Here is a 15,593-nt window from a genome sequence, read left to right as displayed (position 1 = left end):
TATGCTGATAGAAAATGTGGAATATGATGTTTTACTTGAGAGGTTTAAAAAAATATTAAGACAAGGCGGACTTAAATATACTAAGCAAAGAGAAGTGCTTTTAAAAACTCTTTATCACAGTGATACTCATTACACACCCGAAAGTTTATATATGGAAATCAAACAAGCTGAACCTGATTTAAATGTAGGAATTGCAACTGTTTATCGTACTTTAAATTTGCTTGAAGAAGCAGAAATGGTAACTTCCATTTCTTTTGGTTCAGCAGGTAAAAAATACGAGCTTGCCAATAAACCTCACCATGATCATATGATATGTAAAAATTGTGGAAAAATTATAGAATTTGAAAATCCTATTATAGAAAGACAGCAAGCCTTGATTGCAAAAGAACATGGTTTTAAACTTACAGGGCATTTGATGCAGCTTTATGGTGTTTGTGGTGATTGTAATAATCAAAAAGCAAAGGTAAAAATATAAATGTTTGATAATATTTTAGAGCAGCAAAGAATAGAAAAAGCTAAGGAATTAAAAAATTTAGGGATCAATCCTTATCCTCATTTTTTAGAAAAAGAAATGTCTTTAAAGACTTTTAAGGATAAATTTTCTTATATTTTAGAGCAAGTTGAAAAAAGAGATGAAAGTGTCAATGCTGTTGTTGCAGGACGTTTGAAACTTTTGCGTATAGCTGGGAAATCGATTTTTGCAAACATTGAAGATGAGGATACAAATTTACAAATTTATTTTAGTAAAGATAGCGTAGGTGAAGAACTTTATGCGATTTTGAAAAAGAATTTAGAAGTAGGTGATATTGTTTTGGTTAAAGGTTTTCCTTTTGTAACTAAAACAGGTGAGTTTAGTTTGCATGCAAGTGAAGTAAAACTCGCTACAAAAGCTATTGTTCCTTTACCTGAAAAATATCATGGATTAACAGATATTGAACAAAGATATCGTAAACGTTATGTTGATATGATAATGAATGCAGAAGTTAGAAAAGATTTTTTAGTGCGTTCTAAAGTGGTGAGTTTGATTCGTCATTTTTTTGAAAATAAAGGCTTTTTAGAAGTAGAAACTCCTATGATGCATCCGATTGCAGGTGGAGCAAACGCTAAGCCTTTTGTAACTTTTCACAATTCTTTAGGCGTAGAAAGATTTTTAAGAATTGCTCCAGAACTTTATCTTAAAAGACTTGTAGTGGGTGGTTTTGAGGCAGTTTTTGAAATCAATCGTTGTTTTAGAAACGAAGGTATGGATTTAACTCATAATCCCGAATTTACAACTATAGAATTTTATTGGGCTTATCATAATTATAAAGATTTAATGGATTTAACTGAAGAACTTTTTGCTTTACTTTTAGATAAGCTTAATTTGGGAAAAACAATAGAATTTGATGGAAAAATGATAGATTTTTCTAAACCTTTTGAAAGAATAACCTATAAAGATGCACTTTGTAAATATGGTGGTTTAGATGGGGATTTAATCGAAGATAAGGAAAAAATTCTTACTAAATTAAAAGCTGATGGTTTTGAAGCGAATGAAAAGCTTGAACTTGGACATTTACAAGCTGAACTTTTTGATAATTATGTGGAAGAAAAATTGATCAATCCTACTTTTGTGATCGATTTTCCTATTTCCATAAGTCCTTTATCAAGACGTAGTGATGAGGATTCTCAGATTGCTGAGAGATTTGAGCTGTTTATTTGCGGAAGAGAATTGGCAAATGGTTTTAATGAGCTTAATGATCCGCTTGATCAATATGAGAGATTTTTAAAACAAATTGAAGCTAAAAATGCAGGCGATGAAGAGGCTTGTGAAATGGATGAAGATTTTGTAAATGCTTTGGGTTATGGAATGCCTCCAACGGCAGGGCAAGGTATAGGCATAGATAGACTTGTTATGCTTTTGACAAATAAAAAATCTATTCGAGATGTGATATTGTTTCCTGCAATGCGTCCATTAAAATCAGAACTAAAGGAGAAAGAATGAGTTTAGAAATGTTTGATAAAGAAATTTTTGATTTGACAAACAAAGAGTTAGAGCGTCAATGTGAAGGTCTTGAAATGATAGCGAGTGAAAATTTCACTTTACCTGAAGTAATGGAAGTTATGGGAAGTATCTTGACAAACAAATACGCAGAAGGTTATCCAGGTAAAAGATATTATGGTGGTTGCGAATTTGTTGATGAGATTGAAACTTTAGCTATTGAAAGATGTAAAAAACTTTTTAATTGTAAATTTGCTAATGTTCAGCCTAATTCAGGTTCTCAAGCTAATCAAGGTGTTTATGCGGCTTTGATTAATCCAGGTGATAAAATTTTAGGAATGGATTTAAGTCATGGTGGACATTTGACTCATGGTGCAAAAGTAAGTTCTTCAGGTAAAATGTACGAAAGTTGTTTTTACGGCGTAGAACTTGATGGAAGAATTGATTATGAAAAAGTAAGAGAAATTGCTAAAAAAGAAAAACCAAAACTTATAGTTTGTGGAGCTAGTGCTTATGCAAGAGTGATTGATTTTGCTAAATTTAGAGAAATCGCTGATGAAGTAGGCGCCTATCTTTTTGCTGATATAGCACATATTGCAGGTCTTGTTGTGGCAGGTGAGCATCCAAGTCCTTTTCCACACGCTCATGTAGTAAGCTCAACTACGCATAAAACTTTGCGTGGCCCAAGAGGTGGTATTATTATGACAAATGATGAAGAGCTTGCTAAAAAAATTAATTCTGCCATTTTTCCAGGTATTCAAGGTGGTCCTTTGATGCATGTAATTGCTGCAAAAGCAGTAGGATTTAAATTTAATCTTAGCGATGAGTGGAAAGTTTATGCAAAACAAGTAAGAACCAATGCTCAAGTTTTAGCTAATGTTTTAATGGATAGAAAATTTAAACTTGTTAGCGATGGAACGGATAATCACCTTGTTTTAATGAGTTTTTTAGATCGTGAATTTAGTGGAAAAGATGCAGATTTAGCTCTTGGAAATGCAGGAATTACCGCAAATAAAAATACCGTTCCAGGAGAGATTAGAAGTCCTTTTATCACAAGTGGATTAAGACTTGGAACTCCAGCCCTTACTGCCAGAGGTTTTAAAGAAAAAGAAATGGAAATTGTGTCAAATTATATTGCAGATATTTTAGATGATATTAATAATGAAAAATTACAAAAGAATATTAAACAAGAATTAAAAAAACTTGCAAGTAATTTTATTATTTATGAAAGGGCTATGTTTTGATTTCACCAATGGATATGTCGCTAATTAAAATAATTGGCGATCATTATTATATAAGACGCGATAAAATTGTAAATAAAATTACACATAGAGGTCGCTTATTTTTTGATAAATTTGAAAGAGTTGATGCTCCTTTAAATTTAAATGTCATGAGAGAACACGCTGCTAAAAAAATTGTTGTCGCTCATGATTTAATAACAAAAGATAATAAAGTAGAAAATATTGTCTTTGATTATAATGGTTTTAATGCTGAAAGATTTTATCACCGTGCACAACTTATTTTAAGAGAAGAAGGTTTTATAAATTTCACAGCCTATAAAACTAAAACTCCAGGACATTTACATCTTTATATTCATAAAGGACATACGGCGTTAAACGAAGGTTATTCTTTAGCGTCTAAACTTTCAATGATGTTTGCAAGTAAAATGCCAGTAGAATGGAAGGTGTTTCCTAGTATGGATGTACCTAGGGAATTTAATATTTTAATATTGCCTTATGAGGTTTATCAAAAGGAACGAGGAAGTTCTTGGTCTAAGCATATGTAAGAAAGGACAAATTATGGAAAATCAAAAAAATGAATTTGATGATATTATTTTAGAAAAAAGTAATAAAAGTGAAAAAGTAAAAAAAATTCTTTTACGAGTTATTGCTTTAGTTATTTTGTTTTTAGCTATCATGATAGTTATGAAGCTTATTAATGGTAGTGGTGATGAAAATACGCAAAATCAAAGTGTATTGCCAAGTGAACCTATAGCAACTCAAGACAATAACAATGATACTTCTTTTGAAAGTATGCCAATTACAGATAATACTTCAGCAGAAGATCAATTTGAGGCATTAAGAAAACAATTTCAAGATGAACAAAATACAACTCAAAATACAACAACCTCTAGTTCAAATAACAATGATACTACAAATTTTGCTATGCCTGATCAAGAAGTTCCAGCAGAACCAATAGCAACTACTTCAGCAAATACCACTCCACAAGCAAGTGCTCCCAAACAAGAAGTAAAACAAACTGCAAAACCTAAGGAAGAAGCAAAACAAACAGCTGTAAAAAAAGAAAAAGAAAGCACAAAACAAACCCCTAAAAAAGAACAAAATGCAAATGATTTATTTAAAAATGTTGATGCTAAACCTGTGCATCCAAGTGGTTTAGCATCGGGTATTTATGTGCAAATTTTCTCAGTAAGTAATTTGGATCAAAAATCAAAAGAACTTGCTTCTGTAAAACAGAAAGGTTATGATTATAAACTTTATAAAACTACAGTTGGAGGTAAAGAAATTACCAAGGTTTTAATAGGACCATTTGAAAAGGCAGATATTGCAGCAGAACTTGCTAAAATCCGCAAGGATATTGCAAAAGATGCTTTTTCTTTTACTTTAAAATGAAATTTTTAGCAGTTATAGGCGATCCTATTTCTCACTCTAAATCGCCTAGAATGCATAATAATGCTATTAAAGCCTTAGGGCTTGATAGCATTTATACACGCTATCATTTAAGAAATGCTAACTGTTTAAGAGAAGATTTTTTTAAATTAGGACTTAGTGGAGCTAATATTACTTTGCCTTTTAAGGAAAAAGCTTTAGATATTGCTGATGTGAAGGATGATTTTGCTAGAAATATTGGCTCTGCAAATACTTTATGCTTAAAAGAAGATAAAATTTACGCTTATAATACTGATGCTTTAGGTTTTTTAGAAGCTATTAAGGATTTTGATAATATAAAAAAAGCTTTGATTTTGGGTGCTGGAGGTACAGCTTTGGCGCTTGCTTATGCATTAAAACAAAAAGGCGTAGAAGTGTATATAGCTAATCGTAGTAAAGAAAGATTTAAAGATTTTTTAGCTTATCCAACTTATCTTTATAAAAACTTGCAAGATTTTGACTTTGATTTGGTTATAAATTCAACTTCTGCTGGATTAAAAGATGAAAATTTACCTTGTGATAGAGAGCTTTTAGATAGAATTTTACCTAAAGCTAAATTTGCTTTTGAGGTAATTTATGGCAGAGAAACACCTTTTTATAGATTGTGTAAAGAGTATCATTTAAAAATTAAAGATGGACTTGATATGCTTTTATGGCAAGGGGTTTTTGCTTTTGAGCTTTTTTTTGAAATACGAGATAAAAGAGAGATGATAAAAAATGCAATGCAACAGGCATTGATTTTAAAGTAGAATGATAGTTATTTTTTGTATAAGAAAATCTTATTTTTTGTGTGAGAAAGTTTAATTTTCTCACAAGTTTTATCATTCAAATATTTCTACCCCATCTTGATTTTTACTTTGATTATTTTGATTTGTTGAAGATGGATTTGTAGGAATATTTTGTGTAGGCGTGTTTTCAATTGTATTATTTTGATTAGAATTTGTTTGAGGTAAGCTTTCTTCAAAGGTAGCATCGCCATCAAAACTATTAAAACCACTGTTTGTATTAGGTATAGTTTTGCCTATGTCTGTTGCTTTTGGTAGATTGTTATAAAGTGTATTTAATGTATTTTTATAAAAAGCTAAAAAACTTTTATCAATTTCAAAAGCAGGTTGCTCTAAACCTTTATTAAGTTGAGTTGGTACGGTGGAGATAGTAGTTTTAAACATATTAACCCCATCATCATTTTTAATAGGATAGTTAAGCGCAACTAAAGAATCTAGTTTAGTACTACTTGAAAGATTGGTTGAATTTTGTGGATTGTGTGCATCTATAAAATCTATTTTACCTTTAAAATTTATACCTAAATTGGATTTTACATAATCTCCACTCATAAAATTGCTTGTTTTTTGTGCATTTTTTTCTTCCGTATAAATACTGATTGAACTTTTAAGAGTGTAGTCTGGATTAGTAGTAACTATTTTATAGCCTTTTAGTTGAGCGATGGTTTTGATCTGCTCTTCTAAATTTCGTTTTAAAAGATCAATTTCTTTTTCTATGCGAATTTTAAGCACTGAATTTTCAAAATAATCAGAATAATTGTTATTTTGTTCTATATTAATAGGCTCAAGAGCAATGCTTACTCCAGAATCAATAGGTTCAACCTTTGTTGGAACTTGGGGTTTAAAATTTGGCATAGAAACATTGACAAAATTACTGCTTGTACCCCCACAAGCTGCTAAAATTAACATACTACTAGCAAGTAAAATATATTTTTTCATTTTTTACCTTTATTTAATGTGTTTGTGTTAATTATAGCAAGTTAAAGTTTTTTTGTTATATTTTTATAAAAGAAAATTAGGAAAGATATATGGAATTTTGGCAGCATATTTATTCAAATTTTAATGTTATAGCTTTTAGCATCTTTGGTTTAAAGGTGCATTGGTATGGCATTATGTATGTTATAGCTTTGCTTTTGGCTTTGCTTTTGGCTAAATTTTTTGTAAGAAAATTTCAACTAGACATTAATGAAAAACATTTGGATAGTTATTTTATATGGGTTGAAATAGGGGTTATTTTAGGTGCAAGGCTTGGATATATTTTGATTTATGATGCAAATACTATGTATTATATTACTCATCCTTGGCAAATTTTTAATCCTTATATTAATGGTGAATTTGTAGGTATTCGAGGTATGAGTTATCATGGAGCAATTATAGGATTTTTGATAGCTACTTTATTGTTTTGTAAAAAATATAAAACAAATCCTTGGATTTTTCTTGATTTGGTTGCTTTAAGTGTTCCATTGGCTTATGTTTTTGGTCGTATAGGAAATTTTTTAAATCAAGAGCTTTTTGGTCGCATTACAAATGTGCCTTGGGGAATTTATGTTGATGGAGTATTGCGCCATCCATCGCAACTTTATGAAGCATTTTTAGAAGGTATTGTTGTTTTTATTATAGTTTATTTAGCAAGATTTAAGCAAAGCTTTCAAGGGGAATTGATTCTTGTGTATGCTGGTGCTTATTCATTGGCAAGATTTATATGTGAATTTTATCGCGAGCCTGATTTTGGTATAGGTTTTGTTTTATGGGGTATGAGTATGGGACAAATTTTAAGTTTTATAATGTTTATAACAGCTTTGTTAGTTTATATTTGTATAAAGTTTAAAAAAGTAAATATTTAATCTATCTTAAAGACTTTTGTAATATAATGAAATGGATTTTTTTAATTTCTTTTTACAAAGGAGTAAAGATGCGTGAGCTTATCGAAGGTTATTTGGGTAAGAGCATTGAGGGCAAAAAAAGTAAAATGCCTGCGAAATTAGACTTTATCCAAAGTGCTTCAGGGCTTTTTTTAGGTCTTTTTATGTGGGTGCATATGCTTTTTGTTTCTACAATTTTAGTCAGTGAGGATTTTTTTAATTCTGTAGTGCATTTTTTAGAATTAAAATTTGTTTACGATAATCCTGTTATGAGTTATCTTACTTCATTTTTAGCCGCCTGTGTTTTAGTGGTTTTTTTCGTTCATGCTTTACTTGCAATGAGAAAATTTCCTATTAATTACCGTCAGTATCAAATACTAAGAACACACAGTAAAAAAATGAATCACAGCGATACTTCGTTATGGTGGGTTCAAGCTTTTACAGGTTTTATTATGTTTTTCTTAGGTTCTGCTCATCTTATTTTTATTGTAACCAATGCAGATAAAATCAGCGGCGATATGTCAGGAGATAGGGTTGTAAGTCATTTTATGTGGCTTTTTTATGCTGTTCTTTTAGTCTGTGTTGAACTTCATGGAAGTATAGGGCTTTATAGACTTTGTGTTAAATGGGGTTGGTTTGAAGGAAAAAATGTAAAAGAAAGTCGCAAAAAGCTTAAAACTGCTAAATGGATAATCAGTATTTTCTTCCTAGTTTTAGGTGTGTTAAGTCTTGCAGCATTTATAAAAATAGGTTATGAAAACTACCAAAATCAAACCCAAACTACTGCGATGATAAAAAACTACAATGGAGCAAATTATGAATATACAATATAGTGATGCTTTAGTAATAGGCGGAGGATTAGCAGGTCTTAGAGCGGCTATTGAAGTAGCAAAGAGTGGTCAAAGTGTAACACTTTTAAGTATTTGTCCAGTGAAGCGTTCTCACTCTGCAGCGGTGCAAGGAGGTATGCAGGCAAGTTTAGCAAATGGGGCAAAAGGTGAGGGTGATAATGAAGATCTTCACTTTGCAGATACAGTAAAAGGAAGTGATTGGGGCTGTGATCAAGAAGTAGCAAGAATGTTTGCTCAAACTGCGCCAAAAGCAGTGCGTGAGCTTGCGGCTTGGGGTGTGCCTTGGACTAGAGTTGCTAAAGGTCCAAGAACTGTTGTAATCAATGCACAAAAAACTGTGATTGAAGAAAAAGAAGAAGCGCACGGGCTTATTAATGCTAGAGATTTTGGTGGAACTAAAAAATGGAGAACTTGCTATATCGCAGATGCAACAGGGCATTGTATGCTTTATGGTGTAGCAAATGAAGCCATTAAGCACCAAGTAAAGATCATCGATAGAATGGAAGCGGTAAGAATCATCCATGATGGTAAAAAATGCTTAGGTGTAATTGCTAGAGATTTAACTAATGGACAACTCATTGCTTATATTGCAAGAGGAACCATGATAGCAACAGGGGGCTATGGTAGAATTTATAAACAAACTACAAATGCGGTAATTTGCGAAGGAACGGGTGCAGCCATCGCTCTTGAAACAGGGCTTTGCAGACTTTCAAATATGGAAGCAGTGCAATTTCATCCAACTCCTATTGTGCCAAGCGGTATTTTGCTTACTGAGGGCTGTCGTGGTGATGGTGGAATTTTACGCGATGTGGATGGATATCGTTTTATGCCTGATTATGAACCAGAGAAAAAAGAACTTGCAAGCCGTGATGTGGTAAGTCGTAGAATGATGGAACATATTCGTAAAGGCAAAGGTGTAAAAAGCCCTTATGGGGATCATTTATGGCTTGATATTTCTATACTTGGAAGAGCTCATGTGGAAAAAAATCTCCGCGATGTACAAGATATTTGTAAAACTTTTAATGGTATTGATCCAGCAGATGAGGGTCCAAAAGGTTGGGCGCCAGTTCTTCCAATGCAGCATTATTCTATGGGTGGAATTAGAACTAAACCAACGGGTGAAAGTCAATGGTTAAACGGACTTTTTGCTTGTGGAGAAGCAGCTTGCTGGGATATGCACGGATTTAATCGTTTAGGTGGAAATTCATGTGCTGAAACTGTTGTAGCAGGTATGATAGTGGGAGATTATTTTGCAGATTATTGTAAAAATAATGGTGAAGTAATTGACACAAATGTAGTAAAAGACTTCTTAACTAAAGAGTATCAATATTTAAAATCTTTAGTAGATAAAGAAGGTAAACATAATGTTTTTGAAATCAAAAACAGAATGAAAGAAATCATGTGGGATAAGGTGGCCATCTTTAGAACAGGTGAAGGTTTGAAAGAAGCAGTAGATGAACTTGAAAAACTTTATAAAGATTCTCAAGACGTTAAAGTACATTGTAAAGAACTTGATTGTGCAAATCCAGAGCTTGAAGAAGCGTATAGAGTGCCAAGAATGTTAAAAATAGCACTTTGCGTAGCTTATGGAGCGCTTTTAAGAACAGAAAGTCGTGGGGCGCATTATAGGGAAGATTATCCAAAAAGAGATGATTTAAATTGGATGAAAAGAACCAATACTTTTTGGGTAGAAGGCGAAACCTTACCACGCATAGAATACGAAGAGCTTGATATTATGAAAATGGAAATTCCACCAGCATTTCGTGGATACGGTGCTAAAGGAAATATTATAGAAAATCCTTTAAGTGAAAAACGCCAAGCTGAAGTGGATGCTATCCGTGAAAAAATGGAAGCTGAAGGCAAAGGTCGTTATGAAATTCAAAACGCCTTAATGCCTTATGAATTGCAAGCTAAATATAAAGCACCAAACCAAAGAATAGGAGTTGATTATGAGTAGAAAATTGACAATAAAGGCATTTAAATACAATCCTTTAAGCAAAATTTCTAAACCACATTTTGTGACTTATGAGCTTGAAGAAACTCCTTTTATGACGGTTTTTGTATGTTTGACTTTGATCCGTGAAAAAATGGATGCAGATCTGAGTTTTGACTTTGTTTGTCGTGCAGGGATTTGCGGATCTTGTGCAATGATGATTAATGGAGTGCCAAAACTTGCTTGTAAAACTTTGACTAAAGATTATCCTGATGGAGTGATAGAGCTTATGCCTATGCCTGCATTTAGGCATATTAAAGATTTAAGCGTGAATACAGGCGAGTGGTTTGAAGACATGTGTAAGCGTGTTGAAAGCTGGGTGCATAATGAAAAAGAAACTGATATTTCTAAACTTGAAGAACGCATTGAGCCAGAAGTTGCGGATGAAACTTTTGAACTTGATCGTTGTATAGAGTGTGGAATTTGTGTAGCTTCTTGTGCAACTAAACTTATGCGCCCAAATTTCATAGCTGCTACAGGGCTTTTAAGAACAGCTAGATATTTACAAGATCCGCATGACCATAGAAGTGTGGAAGATTTTTATGAATTAGTGGGCGATGATGATGGTGTTTTTGGTTGTATGTCATTGCTTGCTTGTGAAGATAATTGCCCTAAAGAATTACCTTTGCAAAGTAAAATTGCTTACATGAGAAGACAACTTGTCGCTCAAAGAAATAAATAAATCTTTCCCCTTTTTAAGGGGAAGATTATGAAAGAATTATTCCAAAAAATTTGGCAAAATGAACTCCAATTTTTAAATTTTGATGCTAAATTTCAAGATAAAAACAAACTTGATACGGCCGAGTGTGCGATTATTTTAAGTGTCAATAAAGACAATTATGAAAGATATTTTCTCTTAAAAGAATTTCAAGAGCTTTGCAAAAAAATTGATTTAAGAGTGGATATTTTTAGTATACAAAATGCTCAAATTTGTATTTTAAATCTTTTTAAATCAGGTTTTATTTCAAAGCAAGATTTACTTAAGGCTCTAAAAATTTTAGAAAAAATTTCGAAAAATACCGAAATATTTGATTTTATTTCACAAGAAAAAGTTCAAAGTATAGATCAAAAAGCTTTATTTCAAAATGATTTTAAAGAATTAAACACCATTAATTTAGAGCTTCAAAAGCTAAGTTTTGATGAAAATTTAAAATCAAGACTTCAAAAAACTTTGGAAAAATTTCAAAATTTAGAGTTTAATATAGCCATCACTGGCGTGATGAATGCAGGAAAATCAAGTCTTTTAAATGCTCTTTTAAAAGAAGATTTTTTAGGGGTTTCAAACATACCTGAAACAGCTAATTTAACAGTATTAAGCTATGGTAAGAGTGAAGAAGCAAAGATATATTTTTGGGATAAGAAAGAATGGCAAAATATACTTGAAAGTTCGCACTTTAATGCAGATTTAAAAGAATTTATTGACAAGCTGGATAAGAGTGTAAATATAGAGGATTTTATCAAAGATAAACCTTTAATACAAAATATCGCACTTTGTGAGCTTAAAAATTTCAGTTCAGCTAAAAATAAAATTTCAGCTTTAATTAAAAAAATAGAAATTAAAAGTCATTTAGATTTTTTAAAAAATAATATTTCCATAGTTGATACTCCAGGACTTGATGATGTTGTAGTTCAAAGAGAAATTGTTACAAATGAGTATCTTAAAGAAAGTGATTTTTTAATTCATTTAATGAATGCTTCTCAAAGCTTAACTCAAAAAGATGCAGACTTTTTGGTGCATTGTCTTTTAAACTCAAGGCTGAGTAAGTTTTTAATTGTTTTAACTAAAGCGGATTTGTTAAGCAAAAAGGATTTAGAAGAAGTCATTGTTTATACCAAGGAAAGCTTAAAATCAAGACTTGTGGATTTAGATGAAAATTTAGTGGAAAAGATTGATTTTTTATGTGTGAGCGCTAAAATGGCAAGTGATTTTTATAAAGGTTTAGCATCTAATGAAAGCTTGCAAAAAAGTGGTATGCAAGAAGTTGAAAACTATCTTTTTAACGAGCTTTATGCAGGAGAAAAAAGTAAGATTGCCTTAAGAGCTTACAAAAAAGAATTGCATTTAGAGCTTAAAAATATTCTAAGCGAATATGAAATGCAAAATCGTCTTATTAAGGAGAATAAACAAGGTGTAAGTGAAGAAAATCAAAAGCTTTTACTTGAACTTCAAAAGCAAAACACCTTATTAAAAGAAGCACAAGATGAAATTTCAAATTCCATTGCAAAACTTAAAAATATAGATAGTGGCATAGATAATCTTGTTTTACTTTTGGCTAAAAAATTAAAAGAACGCTTGATAGATGAGTTTAAATATTTGAAAAATAATGCACAAAAGCTTAATCTTTCTCGTATTTTAAATATAGTTGATATTACCACAAAAGATGGGATTAATGATATTTTAAGAGAAATTAAATTTGAAAATATTAAAAAAATCGAGGAGCTTAAAACAAATTTATCTTTAAAATATGATTTTTTAAAAGATGATTTTGACAATGGTTTTGAAGGTTTTAAAGATGGAATTTCAAAAAATATAGATAGTATTTTTCAAAGCGAAAAATTTGCACTTTTAAGATTGAAAATTGAAAAATTAAGCAATCTAAAATCAGATTTATATGAGCTTGAAACGAATTTAGATACGGTTATTTTTGATACTTTTAAAGAATTTAAAATGAGCGAAATTTTAAACTCTTTAAATATCAATGGAGCATTTTTTGAGTTTTTAAATGATAAATTAAAACATTATGAAAAAAATCAAAAATCAAAATTAGAAAGTCTTGAAAAAGTTTTACAGAGTCTGAAAAATCAAGATGCTAATATTTTAAATTCTTTTGAAGAAAATTTAGAAAAAATTGAAAAATTAAAACAACTTGAAATGGGGCTTTTAAATGCAGATTAATCTTTTAAATGATTTTATAAAAGCCTATGAAAATACCTATAGTGTGAGTTTTGATGATAGTTTTAAAGGGCGTATTCAAGAGCTTTGTAAGGAACTTAACGAGCCTTTTATGCATGCAAGTTATGCTTTAGAAAATGAATTAAAAGAGCTTGTGTTTTCTTTGGATAAGAATGTTAATATCGCTATTATAGGGCAGTTTTCAAGTGGTAAATCAAGTTTGCTAAATTTGATCTTAGGATGTGATTGTTTGCCTACGGGTGTTGTTCCTGTTACTTTTAAACCTACTTTTTTACGCTATGCAAAAGAATATTTTTTAAGAGTAGAATTTGAAGATGGAAGTGATATTATCACAAATATAGAAAAATTAGCCTTTTATACGGATCAAAGAAATGAAGTAAAACAAGCAAAAAGTTTGCATATTTTTGCACCCATTCCTTTACTTGAAAAAATCACTCTTGTAGATACTCCAGGTTTAAATGCAAATGAAAATGATACTTTAACAACTCTTGATGAGCTTAAAAATATTCATGGGGCGATTTGGTTAAGTTTAATTGATAATGCAGGTAAAAAAAGTGAAGAAGATGCCATAAAAGCAAATTTGGAACTTTTAGGAGAAAATAGCATTTGTGTATTAAATCAAAAAGATAAATTAAGCGCAGAAGAGCTAGATAATGTTTTAAATTATGCAAAAAGTGTGTTTTTAAAATATTTTAATGAGCTTATTGCTATTTCTTGCAAAGAAGCTAAAGATGAGCAAAGCTATGAAAAATCTAATTTTCAATCTTTGCTTGATTTTTTAACTCAGCTAGATACAACAGCTTTAAAAGAAAAATTTGTTAAAAGAAAAATTTTAAATTTATGCGAAATTTTAGAAGATGAAAACCAACTTTTTGTAGGTATTTTTGATCGTTTATTAAATCAATTTCAAAGTTATGAAAAGCATTTACTTTTAGCATATGAAAATTTTTTAAAAGAGATTGAAATTTTAAATCATCAGATTTTAGAACAGCTTAAAAGCATTAGCGAAAGAATTTCTAGTGAAATTTTTGCAAGTGTTAAGGAAAAAGATGCTTATTTTTACAAAGAAAGCAAAGGATTTTTAAAGAAAGATTTATACACAAGATATGATTATAAAGCGCCTTATATTTCAAGCGATGATGCTTTTTTGGCGATGTTTTATAATAGTGATGTGATGAGTAAAGAGTTTAAAAAAATCAAAAATGAACTTTATAAATCTTTTGAAGAAATCAAGATGAAATTAAAAGACTTTATAAACATACTTGAGAGAGAAATTTTGCTTTTTAAAGCAGAATTTTCAAATATACAAAAAGATCACATTTTCCAAAGTGATAAAAATTTTAGTGAATTAAGAGCTTTTTGCAATGCAAGTGATGAGTACTTTTTGAAAGATTTTAAGGAGCTTTTATTTAAAAGTATTTTAGAGCTTGATTTATTTTTTGAAAAATTAAATCTTAAGGCTTTTGCAAATTATGAAAATGCTACGAAACTAAGCCTTGCATTTTTTAGTCGTAAAATCAATGAAAGTCGTGTTCTTTATGAGCTTGATAGTTCTGAATTCGTACTTTTTTATCCTAAAAAAAGCGAAATTTATGAAAGAGTTTTAAATGAATTAAATGTTTATGAGTTTGAAACTTTGCTTATTAATAAGCCTATTTTGACAAAAATTGCAAAAAATTTTTTAGAACAAAGTCAAAATTTAATCCAAGAAAAAAATAAATTTTTAGATCTTAAAAAAGCAGAACTTCAAAAAAGAAGAGCACAGATTTTAAATGTTAGAGAAAGTATAAAGGAAGATTAATGAGAATATTTTTAACTTTATTTTTATTTTTTAATTCATTATTTGCATTAAGTGAACTAGAAGAGGGTTTAAAACTTTACGAGGCAAATAAATTTGATAAAGCTTATGAAATTTTTAAAAGTCTTTGTGAAAAAGATATTTCTAAAGCTTGTTTTTCTTTAGCTTTTATGCATGAAAGTGCTAGGGGTGTGAGTAAGGATTTAAATCAAGCTTATAAATTTTATGATAAAGCTTGTAAATTGGGTTTAGCAAATGCGTGTTCTAATATGGCTTTGCTTTTGCAAAATCAAGGTTATAAAAATGAAGCTCTTTTGGCTTTTAATAAAGCTTGCACTTTAGGAGAATCGTTAAGTTGTAATAATATAGCTTTATTTTATGAAAAAGAAAAAGATGGACAAATGGCCTCAAGTTTTTATAAAAGATCTTGTGACTTAAAAAATGCAAGAGCTTGTTATCAGTTAGGATCTTTATATGATAAAGGAGAACTTGTTAAAGCAAGTGTAAAATCTGCTCTTGCTTTTTATTCTAAATCTTGCACTTTAGGTTTTGGTGAGGCTTGTTATTTGCTAGGACGCTATAATCAACTAGAAAAACAAGATCTAACAAAGGCAAAAAGATATTTTGGAATGGCTTGCGATCAAAAACATCAAGAAGCTTGCGCAGCTTATAGAGAACTTAATTCTAAAGATATAGAGCTTTATTAAAAGTTCTATTTTCATTACTTTCAAAGATATACTTAAATA

14 protein-coding genes are annotated in these 15,593 nt (G+C 30.5%); 13 read left to right on the top strand and 1 reads right to left on the bottom strand.

What is annotated here, in order from left to right; all coding sequences use genetic code 11:
• The first annotated feature begins 1 nt into the window (after position 1).
• The 6 genes from AJN64_RS07460 to AJN64_RS07435 are packed head-to-tail and all read left to right on the top strand — an operon-like array spanning position 2 to position 5,396.
• Positions 2–475 (top strand): Fur family transcriptional regulator, encoded by a 474-nt coding sequence (locus AJN64_RS07460; protein ID WP_002854230.1) that lies wholly within the window; start codon positions 2–4, stop codon positions 473–475.
• Positions 476–1,981: a lysine--tRNA ligase gene (gene lysS, locus AJN64_RS07455; RefSeq protein ID WP_053872460.1), complete on the top strand. Its 1,506-nt coding sequence runs from the start codon at positions 476–478 to the stop codon at positions 1,979–1,981.
• Complete coding sequence (locus AJN64_RS07450; protein ID WP_002861154.1) at positions 1,978–3,222, top strand: serine hydroxymethyltransferase; 1,245 nt, start codon at positions 1,978–1,980, stop codon at positions 3,220–3,222. The genes lysS and AJN64_RS07450 overlap by 4 nt, the downstream gene beginning before the upstream one ends.
• Positions 3,219–3,764: a DUF1882 domain-containing protein gene (locus AJN64_RS07445; RefSeq protein WP_002859481.1), complete on the top strand. Its 546-nt coding sequence runs from the start codon at positions 3,219–3,221 to the stop codon at positions 3,762–3,764. Before AJN64_RS07450 ends, AJN64_RS07445 begins: the two co-directional genes overlap by 4 nt.
• Positions 3,765–3,777: 13 nt before the next feature.
• Positions 3,778–4,611: an SPOR domain-containing protein gene (locus tag AJN64_RS07440; RefSeq protein ID WP_053872461.1), complete on the top strand. Its 834-nt coding sequence runs from the start codon at positions 3,778–3,780 to the stop codon at positions 4,609–4,611.
• Positions 4,608–5,396: a shikimate dehydrogenase gene (locus AJN64_RS07435; RefSeq protein WP_002861156.1), complete on the top strand. Its 789-nt coding sequence runs from the start codon at positions 4,608–4,610 to the stop codon at positions 5,394–5,396. Before AJN64_RS07440 ends, AJN64_RS07435 begins: the two co-directional genes overlap by 4 nt.
• 72 nt (positions 5,397–5,468) lie before the next feature.
• On the opposite strand, the gene AJN64_RS07430 is transcribed toward AJN64_RS07435, so the two are convergent.
• Positions 5,469–6,368, bottom strand: coding sequence for a membrane lipoprotein lipid attachment site-containing protein (locus AJN64_RS07430; RefSeq protein WP_002861157.1), 900 nt, complete (start codon positions 6,366–6,368; stop codon positions 5,469–5,471).
• Between the two features lie 89 nt (positions 6,369–6,457).
• Between AJN64_RS07430 and lgt the strand changes: the two genes are divergently transcribed.
• From lgt to AJN64_RS07395, 7 genes are all read left to right on the top strand, one after another.
• Positions 6,458–7,273 (top strand): prolipoprotein diacylglyceryl transferase, encoded by an 816-nt coding sequence (gene lgt / locus AJN64_RS07425; protein ID WP_002854600.1) that lies wholly within the window; start codon positions 6,458–6,460, stop codon positions 7,271–7,273.
• A 68-nt stretch (positions 7,274–7,341) separates the two neighbouring features.
• Positions 7,342–8,124, top strand: a complete 783-nt coding sequence (locus AJN64_RS07420; RefSeq protein WP_002854660.1) for a fumarate reductase cytochrome b subunit — start codon at positions 7,342–7,344, stop codon at positions 8,122–8,124.
• Positions 8,108–10,099 (top strand): fumarate reductase flavoprotein subunit, encoded by a 1,992-nt coding sequence (locus AJN64_RS07415; RefSeq protein WP_038400328.1) that lies wholly within the window; start codon positions 8,108–8,110, stop codon positions 10,097–10,099. Before AJN64_RS07420 ends, AJN64_RS07415 begins: the two co-directional genes overlap by 17 nt.
• On the top strand, positions 10,092–10,817 hold the full coding sequence (locus AJN64_RS07410) for a fumarate reductase iron-sulfur subunit (RefSeq protein WP_002854302.1): 726 nt from the start codon (positions 10,092–10,094) through the stop codon (positions 10,815–10,817). Before AJN64_RS07415 ends, AJN64_RS07410 begins: the two co-directional genes overlap by 8 nt.
• Before the next feature lie 27 nt (positions 10,818–10,844).
• Entirely contained in the window at positions 10,845–13,031 is a 2,187-nt protein-coding gene (locus AJN64_RS07405) for a dynamin family protein (protein WP_044778526.1), read from the top strand.
• On the top strand, positions 13,021–14,850 hold the full coding sequence (locus AJN64_RS07400) for a dynamin family protein (RefSeq protein ID WP_044778527.1): 1,830 nt from the start codon (positions 13,021–13,023) through the stop codon (positions 14,848–14,850). Before AJN64_RS07405 ends, AJN64_RS07400 begins: the two co-directional genes overlap by 11 nt.
• Positions 14,850–15,554, top strand: a complete 705-nt coding sequence (locus AJN64_RS07395; protein WP_070292848.1) for a tetratricopeptide repeat protein — start codon at positions 14,850–14,852, stop codon at positions 15,552–15,554. The genes AJN64_RS07400 and AJN64_RS07395 overlap by 1 nt, the downstream gene beginning before the upstream one ends.
• Positions 15,555–15,593 lie beyond the last annotated feature (39 nt).

Source organism: Campylobacter sp. BCW_4332 (assembly GCF_001763175.1).
GTDB lineage: Bacteria > Campylobacterota > Campylobacteria > Campylobacterales > Campylobacteraceae > Campylobacter_D > Campylobacter_D jejuni.
This window is presented reverse-complemented; position numbering and strand designations above follow the sequence as displayed.